This window comes from Psychrobacter sp. P11G5, from assembly GCF_001593305.1.
GTDB lineage: Bacteria > Pseudomonadota > Gammaproteobacteria > Pseudomonadales > Moraxellaceae > Psychrobacter.
In genome coordinates this window covers 1,520,470-1,539,376 of sequence record NZ_CP012533.1, presented here as the reverse complement: position 1 = coordinate 1,539,376, position 18,907 = coordinate 1,520,470, and the positions used below count along the sequence as shown (strand labels likewise).

Here is an 18,907-nt window from a genome sequence, read left to right as displayed (position 1 = left end):
AAATACAATTATCAAAGCTGCCCCAACGTAACCCGATCATTGCCGCCAAAATCCTGCACCGTTTGTACCGCTGTAAAGTCATTATCTGACAATATTTGACGTACTGCTTCACCTTGATCAAAACCATGTTCAATCGCCAACAGTCCACCTATACGTAAATATTGCGGTGCTTGCTGGACAATATGTTCTATATCGGCCAATCCATGATTAGGTGCACTCAAAGCACTAATAGGCTCAGCCTGCAAACAAGTTAAATGCTCGTCCAACTCATCAATATAAGGCGGATTTGAGACAATCACATCGAATAAACTCTCGTCCTGAGTAGACAGCTCGTCATACCAGCTGCTTTGTACAAACTCAATATTGGCGACATCATTGATAACGCCATTATGTTTAGCAACTTTCAACGCTTCTAGCGATAAATCAACTGCTACCGTTTGCCAATTACCATGTTTCGATTTGTGTTTTAACTCATGTGCCAAGCTAATGGCAATACATCCTGATCCAGTACCCAAATCTAACAAGCGCTTTGGTTTATTATCATCACCTACATTTTTTAGCTGAGAATGTATCCAATTTAAAACTTGTTCGACCAAAATTTCAGTGTCAGGTCTAGGAATTAACGTATGCTCATTGACGGTAAAGTTGAGCGACCAAAACTCTTGCTGTCCCGTTAAATAAGCGAGCGGTGTACCTGTTTGCATCTGAACCACACCTGCATAGAACTGCTCATACTCAGACTCAGTCAGCTCATAGCTTTCATCAGTGATTAAGAATATGGCAGGCTTATCCAACACATGTAGTAGCCAGTCTGTTATCCAAAACTTAGGCATCTCATTTACTGAAACCCCAGCTGCCGCTACATTTTCCATTGGTTGATGGCTTTGCCGCTTGATTTGCTTTACTGTCATGTTCTGTACTTTAGGTAGTATCATTACTGACTCTTAAAAATCGTTTATTTGCTTATCTCAGGCTTAATCGGTAGCCCGTGGTGGCTCATTGGTATTTGTCAAATTAGGGTTCGCCTTCGTTAGTATCGGTTTACCATTATTATCACCATCATTATTAGTGTCATCGTCGCCATAAATGTCGTCATTATCACCAATGACAATATGCTTATCGACAAAATAAATTAATGCCAAAATAGGAATACCAATAGCGAAGGTAAAGATAAAGAAGAACGGATAACTGGTGCTATCAACGATGGTACCAGAATAACCACCCAGTACCTTTGGCAATAAGGTCATGAGTGATGAAAATATCGCATACTGTACAGCGGTAAAGCGAATAGAGGTCAGTGCAGACAAGAAAGCAATGAATACAGCACTAGCAAGACCTGCAGCAAGGTTATCAAAGATCACAGCTAGATACATGTAAGGCATGCTACCTGGATGATATGTCAACAATACGAACAACAAGTTGGTGGTACAAGCCAATATTGCCCCGACCATCATTGCCTGCATCATACGCAGTTTTTGTGCCAATAACCCACCTAAAAAGCCGCCAGCAATCACCATAATGACGCCGACCAATTTGACAGCATTTGCAATATCAGTCTTAGTAAAACCCATATCCTGATAGAAAACGTTGGAAATCACACCTGCGACAATGTCTGAAATACGATATAAACCAATAAGTGCTAGGAGCAATAATGCTTTTTTGCCATAACGACGGAAAAAGTCAGCAATAGGCTCAACCCAAGTTGTTTTGGCGACTTCTGCTTCTACAAGATTGACCTTCACTAACCCATAACCAATAATCAAGGCAACTATTAAGCTCAATACCATACGTACTAATTCATACAGAAACCCTAAAAGTGCACTTTCTGTTTCGGGCAATAACGATCCCAAATTAGCAAATATGAATACAAAGCCTACGACCGATAATGCAAATACCAATACTAAACGCGAATAGTCCGAGGTTTTACGTTCAACACGCACCTGATTACTGACTGGTTCATGAATGATCAAAGTGGTCGCTACACCAATTCCCATAACCCCTGCCATGACCCAGTAAGTATTACGCCACGCCTCATAACTATAAAACGTTTCAGTTGAGCCAAAATAATCTGCTAAATATAGCGCGCCTGCCCCTGCGACAATCATCCCTAAACGATAACCAGCCGTATACATCGCCGATAACACTGACTGGAGGCTTGGTGGCGCAAGCTCAATACGGTATGCATCAATGACAATATCTTGGGTAGCAGAAGAAAAACCAAGCAATACTGCGCCAATTGCCATATAAACAAGGCTGCCTTCATTGGTTGGGTTGACACTAGCCATGAGGCAAATCGCCAAAATAATCATCAACTGAGCGACTAATATCCAGCTACGACGTCGACCTAGTAGTTTGGTTAATATGGGAAGTGGTACTGCATCGACTAATGGCGCCCAAATAAATTTGAACGAATAACCAAGCGCTGCCCAACTAAACATCGTTACTACGCCGCGATCAATACCTGCCTCACGCAACCATAATGAAAGACTTGAAAATATAAGCAAAATGGGAATACCAGCAACAAACCCTAAGAACAGCATGATAATAGCGCGCCGGTCGAGATAGGCTTTGGCCGCGTCTCCCCATGACTTTTTGGCGACTGGAGGATTTGGGGGCACAGGTTGGACAGCAGACATAACAACTCACCAAAACTTGAGACAAAGAACACAACTATGCACAACTTTTATCAATCGTTAGCAGCAATAATTGATACTAAAAATCGATAAAAGTTGCTTAGAGTTGCATAAAGAAAGCCACACTTGCAGCAAAATTGAATTATGGTACTTCAGAACGCCTACCTTGACTAGACATTCTAACGATATTTTTGCATTAAAACGCTTGAGACCTATCTCAACAACCATATGTCAATTTACATAGTAAATCTATGTAGCATTAGCTTGCAGAAATATTAATTTATAGCTATTTATTACACAATTTTTCATTACTATCATTAAGGATTAATGTAACGTTATAGCTTTCTACCGCAATATAATAAAAATACAGCAGTAGAATGAAAAAAAATAAACCTAAAATTTTTTATGACGATTGAATTACGATGAGTTATATAAAACTTATAATTCTTATATATGAGTTTTATAAATAAACAGTCTTTATATATGCTTTATGTATGACCGATAATTATCGTAATTAGCCAGTTATCTTATTTACCACAAGAGCCTAGGAGTTATACGATGTCCAACTCGACCCCAACTGACAAAAATGCACCACTAGAAACTGGACGTTGCCCAGTTGAACACGGTAGTGACGATGCTCACAATAATGTCGCAACTAACACGACCTACGATCAAGGCGATGATAAAGGTCCAACTATCCATAGTGAAAACGTAGACCAATCACATGCACCGCAACGTCCTAGCATGGGCGGCTGCCCTGTCATGCATCAAGCGCACACCACCACTGCTTCTGCAGCAACCGACTGGTGGCCGAATAGCTTGAATTTAGATATCTTACATCAGCAAGACCAAAAAACTAATCCAATGGGTGCTGACTTTGACTATGCTGAAGCATTTAAACAGCTAGATTTAGAAGCTGTCAAACAAGACTTGAAAGCTTTGATGACTGAATCACAAGAATGGTGGCCAGCAGATTGGGGTCATTATGGTGGTCTGATGATTCGTATGGCTTGGCATTCGGCTGGTACTTATCGTAGTGCTGATGGTCGTGGCGGCTCTAATACAGGCAATCAACGCTTTGCACCACTGAACAGCTGGCCTGACAATGTTAACTTAGACAAAGCACGTCGCTTATTATGGCCTATAAAGAAAAAGTATGGCAATAAATTATCATGGGCTGATTTAATGATTTTAGCTGGTAACATGGCCTATGAGTCAATGGGATTTAAAACCTTAGGTTTCGCTGGTGGTCGTGCTGACATTTGGCATCCAGAAAAAGATATCTACTGGGGCTCTGAGCGTGAATGGCTTGCTGCAACTGAAAATCGCTACGAGAGTGACCAAGAGCGTACATCACTCGAAAACCCACTCGCAGCGGTACAAATGGGTTTGATCTATGTCAATCCTGAAGGGGTCGATGGCAACCCTGATCCACTAAAAACAGCTCAAGATATGCGCACAACCTTCGCCCGAATGTCGATGAATGACGAAGAAACGGTAGCATTGACTGCTGGTGGTCATACCGTTGGTAAGTGTCATGGTAATGGCGATGCAACGATACTAGAAGATGAGCCAGAAGCTGCGGATATGGCTGAACAAGGCTTAGGCTGGCGTAATCCTAAAGGTAAAGGCAATGCAGGCGATACGGTTTCGAGTGGTATTGAAGGCGCATGGACTACCAACCCAACCCAATGGGATCATGGTTATTTTGAGCTACTCTTAGGTCATAACTGGGAATTAACCAAAAGCCCAGCAGGCGCATGGCAATGGGAGCCTACCGATATTCGTGAAGAAGATCGCCCATTAGATGCGCATGACCCAAGTGTACGCCGTAATCCGATCATGACCGATGCTGATATGGCACTGAAAAAAGACCCTATCTATCGTGAGATTTCAGAAAAATTCCATCAAAATCCAGAGTACTTCGATGAAGTATTTGCTAAGGCTTGGTTTAAACTGACGCATCGTGACTTAGGACCAAAAGCTCGCTACTTAGGGTCAGATGTGCCAAGCGAAGACTTTGTATGGCAAGATCCTATTCCGACAGGCAATACTGAATTGACGATTGATGATATGGCGACTTTAAAATCGCAAATATTAGACAGCGATTTGAGCCGCCGAGAGTTGATTATCACTGCTTGGGATAGCGCTCGTACTTTCCGTGTCTCAGACTATCGCGGCGGTGCTAACGGTGCGCGCATTCGTCTTGCGCCGCAAAAAGACTGGATCGGTAATGAGCCAGCACAACTACAACGCGTGCTTGAAACATTGACACGTATTCAAGCTGAGTTTGAAAAAGATGTTAGCTTAGCTGACCTCATTGTTCTAGCTGGTAATGCTGCGATTGAACAGGCTGCAGTTGATGCTGGCGTAGATATTAATGTGCCATCTAAAGCAGGACGCGGTGATGCTGAAGAAGCAATGACCGATACTGAATCTTTCGCAGATTTAGAGCCATTGCACGACGGTTATCGTAATTGGGTACAAGGCAACTATGCCGTAGCGCCTGAAGAAATGCTGCTTGATCGCACTCAATTAATGGGATTAACTGCTCCTGAGATGGTGGTATTAATCGGTGGTATGCGTGTTTTAGATACCAACCATGGTCAGAGTCAACAGGGCGTTTTTACTGAGAGACCTGGTGTGCTTACTAATGATTTCTTTGTTAATCTAACTGATATGAACTATACGTGGCATCCAGTCAAGACAAGCAACGATACACCTCATACCTCTAATCTTTATGAAGTACGCGAGCGTGGTACCGGAAAAACAAAATGGCAAGCAAGCCGTGTAGATTTGGTGTTTGGTTCAAACTCAATACTACGTGCTTATGCTGAGCTATATGCGCAAGACGATAATTTAGAAAAATTCGTCAATGATTTCGTCCGCGCTTGGAGCAAGGTCATGAACGCGGATCGTTTTGATATCGCATAAGGATTTTGTTTATCTAGATTAATCGCAATAATTAGATATAGAATAAAATTTTTCTAACACTAACGTAATAACCCTTATTTCACAAACAGCTACCTTCTAGAAGATAGCTGTTTTTTTGTTTATGATATTGGTCTCATTTAGGCTCATTGCTTCACATTGTACAAAGCAACCCCTCTATATTCCTAATTATTATAAATTGATAGCTATTTATTATATACAAGAATAATAGATTTGATTTACACTGGTCGCTTACTGCATATTTATACGTTTTTATTTTTATATACAGACAGGGTTTGTATATTTATACAATAGGATTAAGTTATGGCAATCGACGTAGTGGTCAATCAGCGGCATCTACAAATCCAACTCAAACAGTTGGAGACGGTGTGGCATACGGTGATTAATGGCTATAACCTAAGTCAAGCAGCGACGGTATTGCATACCAGTCAGTCAAGCTTATCAAAGCATATTGCTGCACTTGAGAACCAACTCAAAACCGAAGTGTTCGTCCGTCAAGGCAAACGCTTAACTGGTCTTACGACCATGGGCACCGCGCTGATGCCGCATATTGAGTCTATCTTTGCTGAAATTCGTACGATTGAGAACCTTAGTCTTGATTTTAATAATCCAAATATTGGTACGTTAACGATTGCCACCACTCATACGCAAGCACGTTATGTATTGCCACAAGTGGTTAAAGAATTTAAAGAGCGTTTTCCTAAAGTTAATTTAATCCTGCAACAGGCTGACCCTGAGACTATCGCGCAGATGGTTATTCGTGGGCAGGCCGATATCGGTATTGCAACCGAGTCGTTGCTCCATAACAATTATCTACGCTGTTATCGCTATTACGATTGGACACACCGTATTATTGTACCGAGTGATCACGAGCTTGCCGGACAAGAATCCATCGACCTACCTACTCTCGCCAGCTATCCGATAGTAACCTATCACGGGGGTTTTACGGGACGCAGCGCTATTGATAAAACCTTTGAGGCTGCAGGGTTAGAGCCTGACATTGTCTTAGCAGCGCTCGATGCTGATGTGATAAGCACCTATGTCGGTCTTGGTTTAGGAATTGGTATTATCGCTGAAATGGCATTTGAGCCGAGCCATTATCAGAACTTAACTGCCATTCCAGTGGATCATTTTGGACGCTTTACCAGCTGGATGGCGGTACGTGATGATGCAGAAATTCGCCAATATGGCCGTGCTTTTATGGAGCTGTGTCAAAAGCAGTTTAGCCAGTAGCTTTTTAAATAGTAACTACTATAAGCATAGCTAATTAACACTTGTGTTTATAAAAATTCAACGGCATCGTTATCAATAGATAGCGGTGCCGTTTGCTTTTCATACTGCTATTTTTGCTAAAAGTCTACATTGTATCTTGTACGCTTAGCACATTATTAAGATTTGTTATCACCTTGAGTCTTGACCTTTATATTCATTATAACTGCCCCATCATATGAGGTATTGAACAACCAGTAGGCAGTCACGTCAAACTAGTGCCTTCTATAACTATAATTGAATACAAATATAATAATGTCGTTGAGATGCGGCATCATAAAAAAATAGGTGATTTATGAGTAACACAATTCCTTTATCCTTTTTAGATTTAGCTCCCGTTCCTGAAGGTAAAACCATCGCTGAAGGTATCGCCCAGACCGTTGAGACAGCACAACAAGCAGAAGAAGTCGGCTTCAACCGTTACTGGATGGCTGAGCACCACAATATGCCCGGTATCGCTAGTGCAGCGACCTCGGTGCTACTATCGCATATTGGTAGTCAAACTAAGCGCATCCGTATTGGCGCAGGCGGAGTTATGCTTCCCAATCATGCCCCACTTGTCATCGCTGAGCAATTCGGCACCTTGCAAGCGCTATATGGCGACCGTATTGATTTAGGTTTGGGCCGCGCCCCTGGTACAGATGGTGCGACTTTTCAGGCCTTACGTAGGCAAATGAAAGATGCTGAGCGCTTTCCGCAAGATGTACAAGAGTTGATGTACTTCTTGGGTGATGGCACAGATAATAGTCCTGTACAGGCATTCCCTGGAGCCAAATCAAACGTTCCTATTTGGATTTTAGGCTCATCGTTATTTGGTGCTACCCTAGCTGCACATCTAGGACTACCTTATGTGTTTGCTTCTCATTTTGCACCGCAAATGCTCAATCAGGCTATTACTACGTATCGTGAGCAATTCCAGCCTTCGGCTAATTTAGACAAGCCTTATGTCATGGTAGCAGCGAACTTACTACTTGCTGATGACGATGCGACCGCACATTATCACTTTACCTCAGCGCAGCAGAGTTTTGTGCGCTTGCGCCGCGGTGAAACGGGTCAAATGCCAAAACCGACTCATGATATGGATAGCATCTGGAGTCCAGCAGAAAAGATGATGGTAGACAGTGCGCTATCGATATCGTTCATTGGCTCTGTTGAGACCGTTAAACCGAAGCTTGCTGAGTTCCTTGCGAAATGTGAGCCGGATGAGCTGATTGTAACGGCAAACGTTTATGACCAAGCAGCGCGTTTACGTTCACTTGAACTTACACCTGAGCTAAATTTGTTTACTTTACAACAAGATAAGACGCTTGCATAATTAATGATGAACTCTAATGAGATTGCGGTCATGGAATCATCTACTTTTATCGGTTCATCAATATTTTTATACATTGTCGCATTTATCGCAGTGATGGTACTGGGTGGTTATCTGACGTATCATACTACTGCAAAACGGAAACGGCAGCTAAAAGATAAGCGCGATAGAGATAACCTAAATTAATGTACTTTAAATTAATGTTAAAAAAGCCACCTTCTCTTATTTGAGAAGATGGCTTTTTTACGGTTTAAATAACTATCTTAAGTAGTAGAATACAAAGTGTTTTTAAATAGCCTTACCAATCAACTGATGATCCAAGATTTTTTTGTTCAGCTTGTTTTGCGACATATAAAGCAACTGCCGCATCAAAACTTGCCGCACCTACCGACTTAAACAAAGTGACTCCATCAGACTTAGTGGCCTCTTCTTTTAGCGCCCCCGTTACTAACGCTTGCAAGTCACCGCTGAGATCACCCCATGTCCATGCACAATCAGAGTTATCATGCGCTTGGATTAAATCGCCCGCTTCGTGACGGCTACCAGCCAAGTCGTCAACGACGACCATGCTACTGCTTGCAACAACGTCGTTGCCTATTTCTTTCATAGTCGGTTGATAAGCGCCTACCGCATTGATATGTGCATCAGTTTTAATTTGATCAATACTAAATAAACCTTCGGTCGCTCGGGTCGCTACATTAATAATATCTGCATCACGGACAGCATCACTTAACTCTTCACAAACCTTAAGTTCAACGTCCCACTGAGTATAATCACGGGCAAAACTCGTTTTAAATTGCTCTGCACCTTTATGATTTCTATTCCATAAATACACTGTTTTAATTTCAGGGCGTACTGTTAATACGGCGTTTAACTGCTCATAGGCCATACCACCACAACCGATAACAGCGACACTTTGGCAATCAGACTTTGCCATATACTTAGTAGCGATACCTGATAAAGCTGCCGTCCGCACCTGCGTAATATAAATGCCATCCATAATCGCTAATATCTCACCGGTATCATTGTTTGATACGGTGATAATAGCAGTGGTCGTTGGCATATCACGACTAGGATTATCAGGGCAAATAGTGACGAGCTTTACGGCGGTGTACTCTTTTTCACCATCATAAATAGTTGCTGGCATTGATAAATGCGAGCCTGAGCTATGCTTCTTATCTTCACTAAAGGTTTCAATGACTAGACGTTCAGGCGCTTTAATCCAATTAGGATTCGCCGCTTGCTGATGTAATAATTCTTCAATAGCATCAATAGCTGCTTGCATATTAAGATGTTCGGTCACTACCGTTTTGTTTAATAACTGCACTGTGAGCGTTCCTTGCTTGTTAAATTTGTGAATTTACAATCGTATTTATTATGGAGTTATTGTTACTTCCATCTATTCAATACTTATATACGTCTCATCATGCCTTTATTTATCAGGCAAGGCAATAGCCACAACGATAACACTTTAATACTATAGTCAATCCACTATAAAAGTGTTACATCGTTAACCTCGATTGAAGTATTACATATACATCTTCACTCGGTTGCCTTGTACCACTTTTAGATTGAACCGACTATAAGTTGAAAAATTACCCAGTAAATACTATATTATTAAAAAAACTTCAAAATAAGAATCTTATCAGTTTTTTTAGGTAAATTAAAAAATGCGACTTAAGGTAGCTTCTCTAGATTGCCATAATATATGGTTACTACATCCACCCTAAAGCACGTAACATCGCCGCGCCAATCGCCATACCAAACATCCCTACTACCGTAGTAAACGCTAAAATATTAGCTGCTAACACGTCATTGCCCCCCATGGCCTTTGCCATTACATAGCTAGCAGCAGCGGTCGGTGATGCTGCCATCAAAAACAACACGCCCATATGTACACCCGTCAGCCCAAAGCCCAACCCTACTGCGATAGCAATTATTGGCGCCACAACAATGCGACCAATACTGGCTTGCATGGACAATCCTGAAGGATGCAGCATCGACTTTAAATCAATACTAGCACCGGCGCAAATCAGTGCTAATGGCAATGCTACAGCTGCTAGTAAGTCGCCAGTCGTATGAATAACACCAGTTATCGGTGGTAGCGGCAACGCCTTATAAGCAAAGGCGGCTAGTAAGGCGATTATTAGTGGATTGGTAAATAGTTTTTTAATGATCATGGTGCTGCGACTAGCCCACGTATCATCGACGCTTTTGGACACACGACTGAGGGTAATAACGGCTAAGATATTAAATAATATTGTCACCACGCCCATATATACAGCACCGATACTTAAGCCTCGCTCTCCATAGGCGTTAGCAACTGTCGCCAGTCCGATAATAGCCATATTGCTGCGAAATATACCTTGTACAAACACCCCTTGATCCGCTGGACGACTGACAAAACGCTTGGCATAAACTTCTGCACCGATAAATAAAATAAAGGTCACTAAAATACCAGCAACTATCAGCGTGATTTGTTTGCCATAATCAACCTCACTATCGACCACACTAAAGAAAAGCAAACATGGCAAACAGTAATTAAATACGAAGCTTGAGGACTGATCGATAAAGGTCTGACTCGCCTCGCCGCGTCTTTGCATAAAAAAGCCCAATCCCATTAAAGCAAGGTTGGGCAGTACAATAGTAATCGCAAAAACAATGGCTTCGATCATAGATAAGCTCGGATCAGCAATATGCTCAAAGCTATGTTTTCAAAGCCATGAGCATATACTTGTTATAGGTCGGATTAGGGTGTATTTGTGAATGTTCAACACGCCCTAAATATTGGAAGATTAAAATGTTATAGAGTGCTGCATTATAGAATGAGACATTACAGTGTAGTGCATATCTATTTATGATCTGGTTTTTTTACCCATTTACCGTCAGAATTTTTTTCATAGACATTCTCAACGGCTGCCCATGCGGTAGCAAACCAACGTGACTCCTCATCATACTGTTTACTCGCACTATTGAACGCCGCACGAAAGATTTCTTGTGCGTGTTTGGGTAAGTTGTCTTTTACCGCATCCGGTAAGTCTGATAATTTGTCATAAGGCATAAAAGCATTCCTTGTCTGTAATCGACTAACGCCATTATCTTTAACAATCCTATTCTACCTATTATTTGTTCTCAAAACAGAATAGAGCAGTATTATGCTGTTTTTAAATTGTTAAGAGCACTGTTATGCGCTTGACCATAAAAAGAACCCATAACGAAACAACGTTATGAGCTCTTTTTAAGATTCTTTACTCAGTGTTCTTTTTTTAGTGATGTTTTACGACAAATTCAAAGCTGCTGCGACTTTTTTGTGCTTTTTGACTGTCATGGCTAATAATTGAATAGCCGCAGGAGTCACACCACTCACGCGCCCAGCTTGGGCAAGCGTGGCAGGACGTACTTGCGTTAGCTTTTGCACAATCTCATTTGATAGCCCTGACACTATACTATAGTCAAAATCGATTGGCAGTGCCGTATTCTCTAAGCGCTTCATTTGATCAATATCTTCTTGCTGACGATCAATGTAGCCTGCGTACTTGACAGAGATTTCAATCTGCTCACCCACCTGTGCAGCGACTTGCGAATTAGTAATAGCAGCGATATCAGCAAAATGAATCTGCGGACGCTTCAGCAAATCAAAAGCGGTCGCTTCTTTGCTAAGTACTTCGCCTGTTTGCTCAGTGACTTTTTGTCCTAGAGCATTCGCAGGGGTTGCCCACATATCTTTTAGACGAGCAGACTCAGTAGCGATAGATTCCATTTTTTGTTCATAAGCCTGCCAGCGCACGTCATCAACCAAGCCAAGCTTACGGCCCGTCTCAGTCAAGCGTTGATCCGCATTGTCTTCACGCAAGAGCAAACGATATTCTGCACGGCTAGTAAACATACGATACGGCTCAGTTGTGCCATGAGTGATAAGATCATCGACAAGCACGCCAAGATAAGCTTCATCACGGCGCGGTGTCCAGGTCTCAAACTCACTATTATTAGTGGTCACTAACGCCGCATTCGTCCCTGCTAACAAACCCTGCACGCCCGCTTCTTCATAGCCAGTCGTACCGTTGATTTGACCCGCGAAGTACAAGCGATCAATAGATTTGGTCTCAAGCGTTGGCCTGAGGTTCTGTGGATCAAAGTAATCGTATTCAATCGCATAACCGGGACGGGTAATGTGCGCGTTTTCGAGTCCTTTCATACTATGAATAAAGTCTAATTGCACATCAAATGGTAAGCTGGTTGAGATACCATTTGGATACAGCTCATGCGTGGTCAGACCTTCTGGCTCAATAAAGATTTGATGACTATCTTTATCAGCAAAGCGGTGAATTTTATCTTCAATCGATGGGCAATAACGTGGACCCACGCCTTCGATTTTTCCAGAGAACATCGGTGAGCGATCTAAATTCTCACGGATAATGTCATGAGTACGCGCATTAGTATGCGTGATATAACAATTGACCTGCTCAGGGTGCATGGATACATCACCCATATAGCTCATTACTGGCAACGGTGTATCACCCGGCTGTACTGTCATCACACTAAAGTCAACGCTACGCGCATCGATACGCGCGGGCGTGCCTGTCTTTAGACGTCCAACTGGCAGCTTTAGCTCACGCAAACGGTCTGCCAATTTAATGGAAGGTTGATCTCCTGCGCGTCCGCCTTTTGAGTTCTCAAGACCGATGTGAATGACACCGCCCAAGAATGTTCCTGAAGTCAAAACCACAGTTTCGGTCTTAAAGATAATGCCAGTGGAGGTGACAACCGCCGTCGCGCGACCATTTTCTACCAAAATATCATCAGCACCTTGTTGGAATAAATCAAGGTTGGGCTGATTTTCAAGCGTCTCACGAATGGCGGCTTTGTACAAAATACGATCCGCTTGCGCACGGGTGGCACGTACTGCCGCACCCTTGCGACTATTCAATACGCGAAACTGGATACCTGCCTTGTCGGTTGCCAATGCCATAGCACCACCCAACGCATCAATCTCACGTACTAAATGTGATTTGCCGATACCGCCAATCGCCGGATTACAGCTCATCTGACCGAGCGTCTCAATATTATGCGTCAACAGCAAGGTCTGCGCGCCCATACGTGCGGCTGCCAGAGCAGCTTCGGTACCGGCGTGACCGCCACCGATGACTACCACGTCGTAATGTTTTGGATATTGCATGCATGCCTCGCTTGAATGACGATGTTTATAGCGACAAGTTACCAATTACTGAATATAACTTGTCGCGTGATAAAGGGGCGTCAATCGTATTTTAAGAACGGATAAGATAAGTTGTTAGAAACCTTTAAAAGCAAAAGAAACTAAATAGATAACTGGCAATTATAACAATTTTTCGCTGCTTAAAAAACGTTACGGTAAAAACTATTAAAATTAACCTGTGGCAGTAAAAGTTAGGCCATAAGAGCCATCTAATTAAGGTTTAATTGTCATTGTTATTATCATTATCATTTTGGTTTAGCTTAAATTATTACCAGGACTCAGCGGCACAATACGATCTGCGTGACCACTACCTAGCATATGCTGACTACCATAACCCTCTGGATTAATCTGCAAGTAGGCATTCATCTGCCCGATCGCATCACCGTCATCACTGGCTAAAATTTGATCTTTAATCAGTTCAACTGGTGGCAGTGGTAAGTTTTTGAGTAATGCCAAGCGCTGATCGTTATCGCCTTTATTGACGACCAACTCAATTAGCTGACGCGCATCAATCGGCAAATCTGGTGTATTTTGCGCCATCAATGCTAGGTGATAAGCACCCGCCGTATCTTGATCCGCAATGACACGTTGTTCGATAGCGACATATGTACTCTCAGTCGCACCACCTGCCACACTAAGCTGATGGATACATTTGAGTGCTGAATCCGGCTCATTGCCCGCAATATCAATAATACGCGTAGATTCATTTTTTAGGTGTTCACGGCGCTTCTCGATAGCAGCTTGCTCGAGCGCTTCTTGTTGCTCATTTTGCTGATCGTTTTTTTGGTCAATGGCTTGCTGTTCGGTTAATTCACTATTATTTAATTGATTATTCATAAGTATCTCTTATTATTTAAACTGGATTTATCTTGAACACTATATGGGGCTAAAACCTATAAAAACAACCAATTACCAAGACAATAAAAAACCCGAGTAACCATTCCAATTTATTAGGAAAGGCTACTCGGGTTTGCTTGGCTTCAATATTGTGGGGCGTTTATTTAGACATTAATACAGTCCAATACAAGCGCTCAAACATTAAGCAGCAGGGCTGTTTGCTTCAACCAACGGCTTAAGCTCGCCTGATTGATACATCTCTAAAATGATATCTGACCCGCCCATCAACTCACCATCAATCCATAATTGCGGGAAAGTTGGCCAATTGGCGATTTTCGGTAAAGTAGCACGGATTTCTGGATTTTCTAAAATATTTACAAACGCAAATGGACGACCGATTTGGGTCAACACTTCGATAGAGCGTGCTGAAAAACCACACTGCGGGAATTGCGGCGTACCTTTCATATATAAGATAACTTTATTATCTTTAATTTGATCACGAATCAGTTGTTCAACATCGTTTGCAGCGGTATTTGGGGTTTGCTCACTCATAAAAGCTCCTATTGATAAAGCGGTTCATTGAAAATGATTATTTATATTACAAAATAGTTATATGAAGATATGGTTGATACATGGGGCGATTGCCACTGTATTACAAGCAAAATCTATATATTGGTTCAACAATCGTTATTTAGGATCGACGACATTAGGGACTAATAATACCACGGCATTGGCCATGATACCCTCTTGGCGACCGGTAAAGCCTAATTTTTCAGTTGTGGTGGCTTTGATGCTGACATTATTGACTGCTGTTTGCAAATCACTAGCAATGTTTTCGCGCATCGCTTGGCTATGTGGTGCAAGTTTTGGACGTTCACACATCACGGTAATGTCAGCGTTACCCAGCATGTAGCCTGCCTCTTGTACCTTGCTATAGACATAGCGTAGCAATACTCGCGAGTCCATACCCGCATGTGCCGCGTCAGTATCAGGGAAATGCTGGCCAATATCGCCAAGCGCTAATGCGCCAAGCAGTGCATCCGCGAGCGCGTGCAGTACTACATCACCATCAGAGTGGGCTAGGAGACTATGGCTATGCTCGATAGGCACGCCTGCTAATATAACATATTGCTGCTGCTGACCATTATTATGAAAAGCATGCACGTCAATACCTTGACCAATTTTTATCATTATTATTCCAAATTAAAGATGATTAAAATAATTCAAAACTACTATCTGAATTTTCAAAGCGGTTTTGTCGACTCTAAGATGCCATAGCTCGCCACCAGTTTCAATTAGCTGGTATAATATGACGCTTATTTTATCATAATACCTAGTCTAAGCGATAAGTCCAAAAGATGAGATGACCCTGTCAACTTACTAAGCCTATTAACCTCGGGTGTTGTATTGATTTCAGTAGTATTTCAAATTTGGTCAAGGTATAAAAAGTTGAGCCGTTCTATGTCAGTCATGCCAAATACATCAAGCATACCAGTTTCTGATTCTTTCAGCGCCCAGCGCCCTTTGACGCTTGCCGATATCGACAATCCTAGCAGCAAGCATGTGATTGTTGGTATGTCAGGTGGGGTCGACTCTTCCGTGTCTGCCGTTTTGCTCCAGCAAGCAGGCTTTAAGGTGGAAGGTCTATTTATGAAAAATTGGGAAGAAGATGACGGCACCGAATACTGTACCGCAATGGACGATTTAGCAGACGCGCAAGCCGTATGTGACAAAATTGGTATGAAGCTGCACACGGCCAACTTTGCCATGGAATACTGGGATCGGGTTTTTGAGCATTTTTTAGCGGAATATAAAGCTGGACGCACGCCCAATCCTGACATTTTATGCAATAAAGAGATTAAATTCAAAGCGTTTTTAGACTATGCCTTGACCCTTGGCGCCGATTATATTGCCACCGGTCACTATACCCGCCGCAGTGTGAACTACAAAAATGATGATGGCGTAGAAGTTGCACAGCTATTGCGTGGCCTAGATAACAACAAAGACCAAAGCTACTTTTTACATGCGGTTGGCGGCGACAAAATTGCCAAGACCTTGTTCCCAGTTGGTGAGCTTGAAAAACCAGTCGTACGTCAAATCGCTGAAGAACATGATCTAGCTACCGCTAAAAAGAAAGACTCTACGGGTATTTGCTTTATCGGTGAGCGTCGTTTTAAAGACTTTTTACAGCAGTACTTGCCTGCCCAAAAAGGCGACATTATCACTGACGACAATATAGTGATTGGTACTCATGATGGGTTGATGTATTACACGTTAGGTCAGCGTGGCGGTATCGGTATCGGCGGTGTTAAAGACCGTCCAGAAGAGCCATGGTTTGTACTAGCTAAAGACTTGAACAAAAACCGTTTAATCGTCGGTCAAGGACATGAGCACCCGATGCTCATGAGTAATGAGCTGCAAGCTTATAAGCTCGACTGGATTGATGGTCTACCCCCTACGGATATATTTGGCGCTGAAGGCTTACGTTGCATGGCAAAATCACGCTATCGTCAACCAGATCAAGCCTGCTATGTATTTGCAACCAATACAGACGGCAGTGAAGTCCGAGTCGTATTTGACGAACTGCAACGTGCAGTCACTCCAGGTCAATCAGTAGTATTCTATATTGACGAGGTATGCTTAGGCGGCGGCGTGATTGCATCCATTGATGCGCCTTGTGGGTTTTGATGCGCCTTGTGGGTTTTAAGACTAATAATTACTTATCAACGTTCGTTATCAACTAATATTTTTTAGATATGCTTGTAGGATATTTCATGACTGGCCGTTTCATTTCTGTTTTTAATATTGTAAAACCTTATTCAATATGGAAAAAACATGTCCTTGCTGTCGTCGTTATTACTACTACACCTTTAATTGCACAAGCTAACCCTACAGGTTTTGGAACATTTACTCGCGACACAAATACAATCGCAGGCAGTATTGCTTCAGGTACTTACAGAACAGCAGCAAATGCTACTGGTAAGTTTAAGGTTACCGCAGGACCGTCAAACGGTTATAACGGCTCTAGTGTTACAGTTGGAGGTAATGGTGTTGAGATTAAGAGTGATGCAAATACTACTACTGACAAAGATAAGTTTACCTATACGATAACTATTACGCCTGATGACATCACATCTTTACATACCATAAAAATTGGTCAAACCAGCTATACCACAGGTGGTAACTCTGAAATTGCCCGCCAAACACTAAGTTTTACTAGAAACACTCAGATCAATCTGCCTGTACAAGCGACGGTTAGAGAAAACCCCGATGTTGGCTACTTTTTTGGTGCCATGGGTGATTACTTTATGGGTAAAAAACTGGCAGGAAATAGCTTTAGTTCTAATAATACGCTAAGTCGGCCACAGCTACGCTTCGATAGCTCAAATGGTGGGGATAGTGGTTTATATTATTACGGAATCACTGCGCTTAACGGTAGCGGCAATAGCAGCTCGTTTACGCCTACTACCAATGCTAATGGACAAGTATCTTTTGCATCTGGTCAAAAAAGAGGTACCTTGCCCCCTACGCCTACCTTTACCAATATTCTAAAAGAAACCTCTACCAACCCCAATAACCAAAACACATACGCTTCTCTCAATACCAGCACCGTTATCCCTAATAACGGTAGCTACGTCAGCTATGGTGTTGAAAACTCAAAAAGCAATTATGTAATCGCAGTCAGGAATGCAGAGTCGGTAACTTTAACGTACGAAGGCATCATGAGAGGCAATAGTGCACTTGAAGCTGACGTGGTGGGTGAGACTTATAACGAATGGATTAGCTTTGGAGTAGAGAGCGAACCTTTATATACCTTTTCAGGTACAGTATTTAATGATAATGGCGGTATAGACGATAATAACGCAAATGCTAGTACTATCGGTGGTATGTATAATAATGCGGATTACTTCAACGGAATATTTAATACAACTGAGAAAGGGATTACAGGCAGTACTATAAGACTGGTAAATGATTGTGCTAACCCTACTATAGAATACGCATCCCAAACCTTGACATCAACGGATGCCAATCAAATTGGCAAATATCAATTTAATATACTTGCGAGTACTATTGGTAATAGAAGTTCAGTATGCATTATCGAAACACGTCCCAATACCAGCTATCCTATCCGTACTAGTAGTGAGAAAAAGACTGTCTCATTGGCAGCGAGTACCTATAACTATCCAAGTAACGACTTCGGTAGAGTCATTGACCAAAATGTAGCGTTAGTACTTACAAAATATCAGCATGTAAATAACTGTCCGCCGACTCTTGATTACACCAATATTAGTAACACCCCTGCCGATGATCCTAATAGTGGCTTTAGCACCAAATCTATTGATAATATTGAGCCTGGAAAATGTATTGCCTACAAAATTACCGCCACTAATCGTGCCAACCTCAGTATCAATAACTTTGTTCTACAAGATGTCTTGCAAGAAAAAAATGTAAATAACGCTATAGTGACGTCAAAACTTGCAAATCCAAGTTATCAAGCAAGCGACTACGCCACAGACAGTGTAGCTATCGGTGATAACGGTACTGTCAAAACGATAAGTTTAATTTTAGATCCAAGAACGGAACGTAGTTTTTACTTTAATACTAAGTATGGCACGACACAATCTGATACAGCCAATACACCTTAAATATGAAGTTATATGAATAGGCGGGTTTTTTAAACCCGTATTT

15 protein-coding genes are annotated in these 18,907 nt (G+C 42.1%); 6 read left to right on the top strand and 9 right to left on the bottom strand.

The genetic code is table 11. The features are described 5' to 3' along the window. Positions 1-11: 11 nt before the first annotated feature. Together prmC and AK825_RS06430 are read right to left on the bottom strand one after the other, a co-directional pair. Positions 12-935 (bottom strand): peptide chain release factor N(5)-glutamine methyltransferase, encoded by a 924-nt coding sequence (gene prmC / locus AK825_RS06435; RefSeq protein ID WP_068035561.1) that lies wholly within the window; start codon positions 933-935, stop codon positions 12-14. A 39-nt stretch (positions 936-974) separates the two neighbouring features. Then, entirely contained in the window at positions 975-2,636 is a 1,662-nt protein-coding gene (locus tag AK825_RS06430; protein WP_068035559.1) for an MFS transporter, read from the bottom strand. 741 nt (positions 2,637-3,377) lie between these two features. Between AK825_RS06430 and katG the strand changes: the two genes are divergently transcribed. From katG to AK825_RS06410, 4 genes are all read left to right on the top strand, one after another. Continuing rightward, a complete protein-coding gene (katG, locus tag AK825_RS06425) occupies positions 3,378-5,567 on the top strand; it encodes a catalase/peroxidase HPI (RefSeq protein ID WP_068039117.1) in 2,190 nt (729 codons plus the stop codon). A gap of 321 nt (positions 5,568-5,888) precedes the next feature. Further along, on the top strand, positions 5,889-6,818 hold the full coding sequence (locus AK825_RS06420; protein ID WP_068035558.1) for a LysR substrate-binding domain-containing protein: 930 nt from the start codon (positions 5,889-5,891) through the stop codon (positions 6,816-6,818). A gap of 331 nt (positions 6,819-7,149) precedes the next feature. Beyond that, positions 7,150-8,169: an LLM class flavin-dependent oxidoreductase gene (locus AK825_RS06415; protein ID WP_068035556.1), complete on the top strand. Its 1,020-nt coding sequence runs from the start codon at positions 7,150-7,152 to the stop codon at positions 8,167-8,169. A gap of 3 nt (positions 8,170-8,172) precedes the next feature. Then, a complete protein-coding gene (locus tag AK825_RS06410) occupies positions 8,173-8,352 on the top strand; it encodes a hypothetical protein (RefSeq protein ID WP_068035554.1) in 180 nt (59 codons plus the stop codon). Between the two features lie 112 nt (positions 8,353-8,464). On the opposite strand, the gene AK825_RS06405 is transcribed toward AK825_RS06410, so the two are convergent. The 7 genes from AK825_RS06405 to ispF form a co-directional block, all read right to left on the bottom strand. Further along, complete coding sequence (locus tag AK825_RS06405) at positions 8,465-9,493, bottom strand: ornithine cyclodeaminase family protein (RefSeq protein WP_068035553.1); 1,029 nt, start codon at positions 9,491-9,493, stop codon at positions 8,465-8,467. 388 nt (positions 9,494-9,881) lie between these two features. Next, positions 9,882-10,841 carry an AEC family transporter gene (locus AK825_RS06400; protein WP_068035551.1) on the bottom strand — a complete coding sequence of 320 codons (960 nt, stop codon included), beginning with the start codon at positions 10,839-10,841 and terminating at the stop codon, positions 9,882-9,884. A 176-nt stretch (positions 10,842-11,017) separates the two neighbouring features. Then, positions 11,018-11,227: a ChaB family protein gene (locus AK825_RS06395; protein ID WP_068035549.1), complete on the bottom strand. Its 210-nt coding sequence runs from the start codon at positions 11,225-11,227 to the stop codon at positions 11,018-11,020. Positions 11,228-11,443: 216 nt separating this feature from the next. Continuing rightward, positions 11,444-13,342, bottom strand: coding sequence for a tRNA uridine-5-carboxymethylaminomethyl(34) synthesis enzyme MnmG (gene mnmG, locus AK825_RS06390; protein WP_068035547.1), 1,899 nt, complete (start codon positions 13,340-13,342; stop codon positions 11,444-11,446). A 294-nt stretch (positions 13,343-13,636) separates the two neighbouring features. Further along, complete coding sequence (locus AK825_RS06385) at positions 13,637-14,218, bottom strand: hypothetical protein (RefSeq protein ID WP_068035545.1); 582 nt, start codon at positions 14,216-14,218, stop codon at positions 13,637-13,639. Between the two features lie 201 nt (positions 14,219-14,419). Continuing rightward, positions 14,420-14,770, bottom strand: coding sequence for a Grx4 family monothiol glutaredoxin (gene grxD, locus AK825_RS06380; protein ID WP_068035543.1), 351 nt, complete (start codon positions 14,768-14,770; stop codon positions 14,420-14,422). A gap of 135 nt (positions 14,771-14,905) precedes the next feature. Continuing rightward, positions 14,906-15,409, bottom strand: a complete 504-nt coding sequence (gene ispF / locus AK825_RS06375) for a 2-C-methyl-D-erythritol 2,4-cyclodiphosphate synthase (RefSeq protein ID WP_068035542.1) — start codon at positions 15,407-15,409, stop codon at positions 14,906-14,908. A 270-nt stretch (positions 15,410-15,679) separates the two neighbouring features. On the opposite strand from ispF, the gene mnmA reads away from it, so the two are divergent. Together mnmA and AK825_RS06365 are read left to right on the top strand one after the other, a co-directional pair. Then, positions 15,680-16,906 carry a tRNA 2-thiouridine(34) synthase MnmA gene (gene mnmA, locus AK825_RS06370; RefSeq protein ID WP_068035540.1) on the top strand — a complete coding sequence of 409 codons (1,227 nt, stop codon included), beginning with the start codon at positions 15,680-15,682 and terminating at the stop codon, positions 16,904-16,906. Between the two features lie 86 nt (positions 16,907-16,992). Then, complete coding sequence (locus AK825_RS06365; RefSeq protein ID WP_068035537.1) at positions 16,993-18,864, top strand: hypothetical protein; 1,872 nt, start codon at positions 16,993-16,995, stop codon at positions 18,862-18,864. Positions 18,865-18,907: the final 43 nt, after the last annotated feature.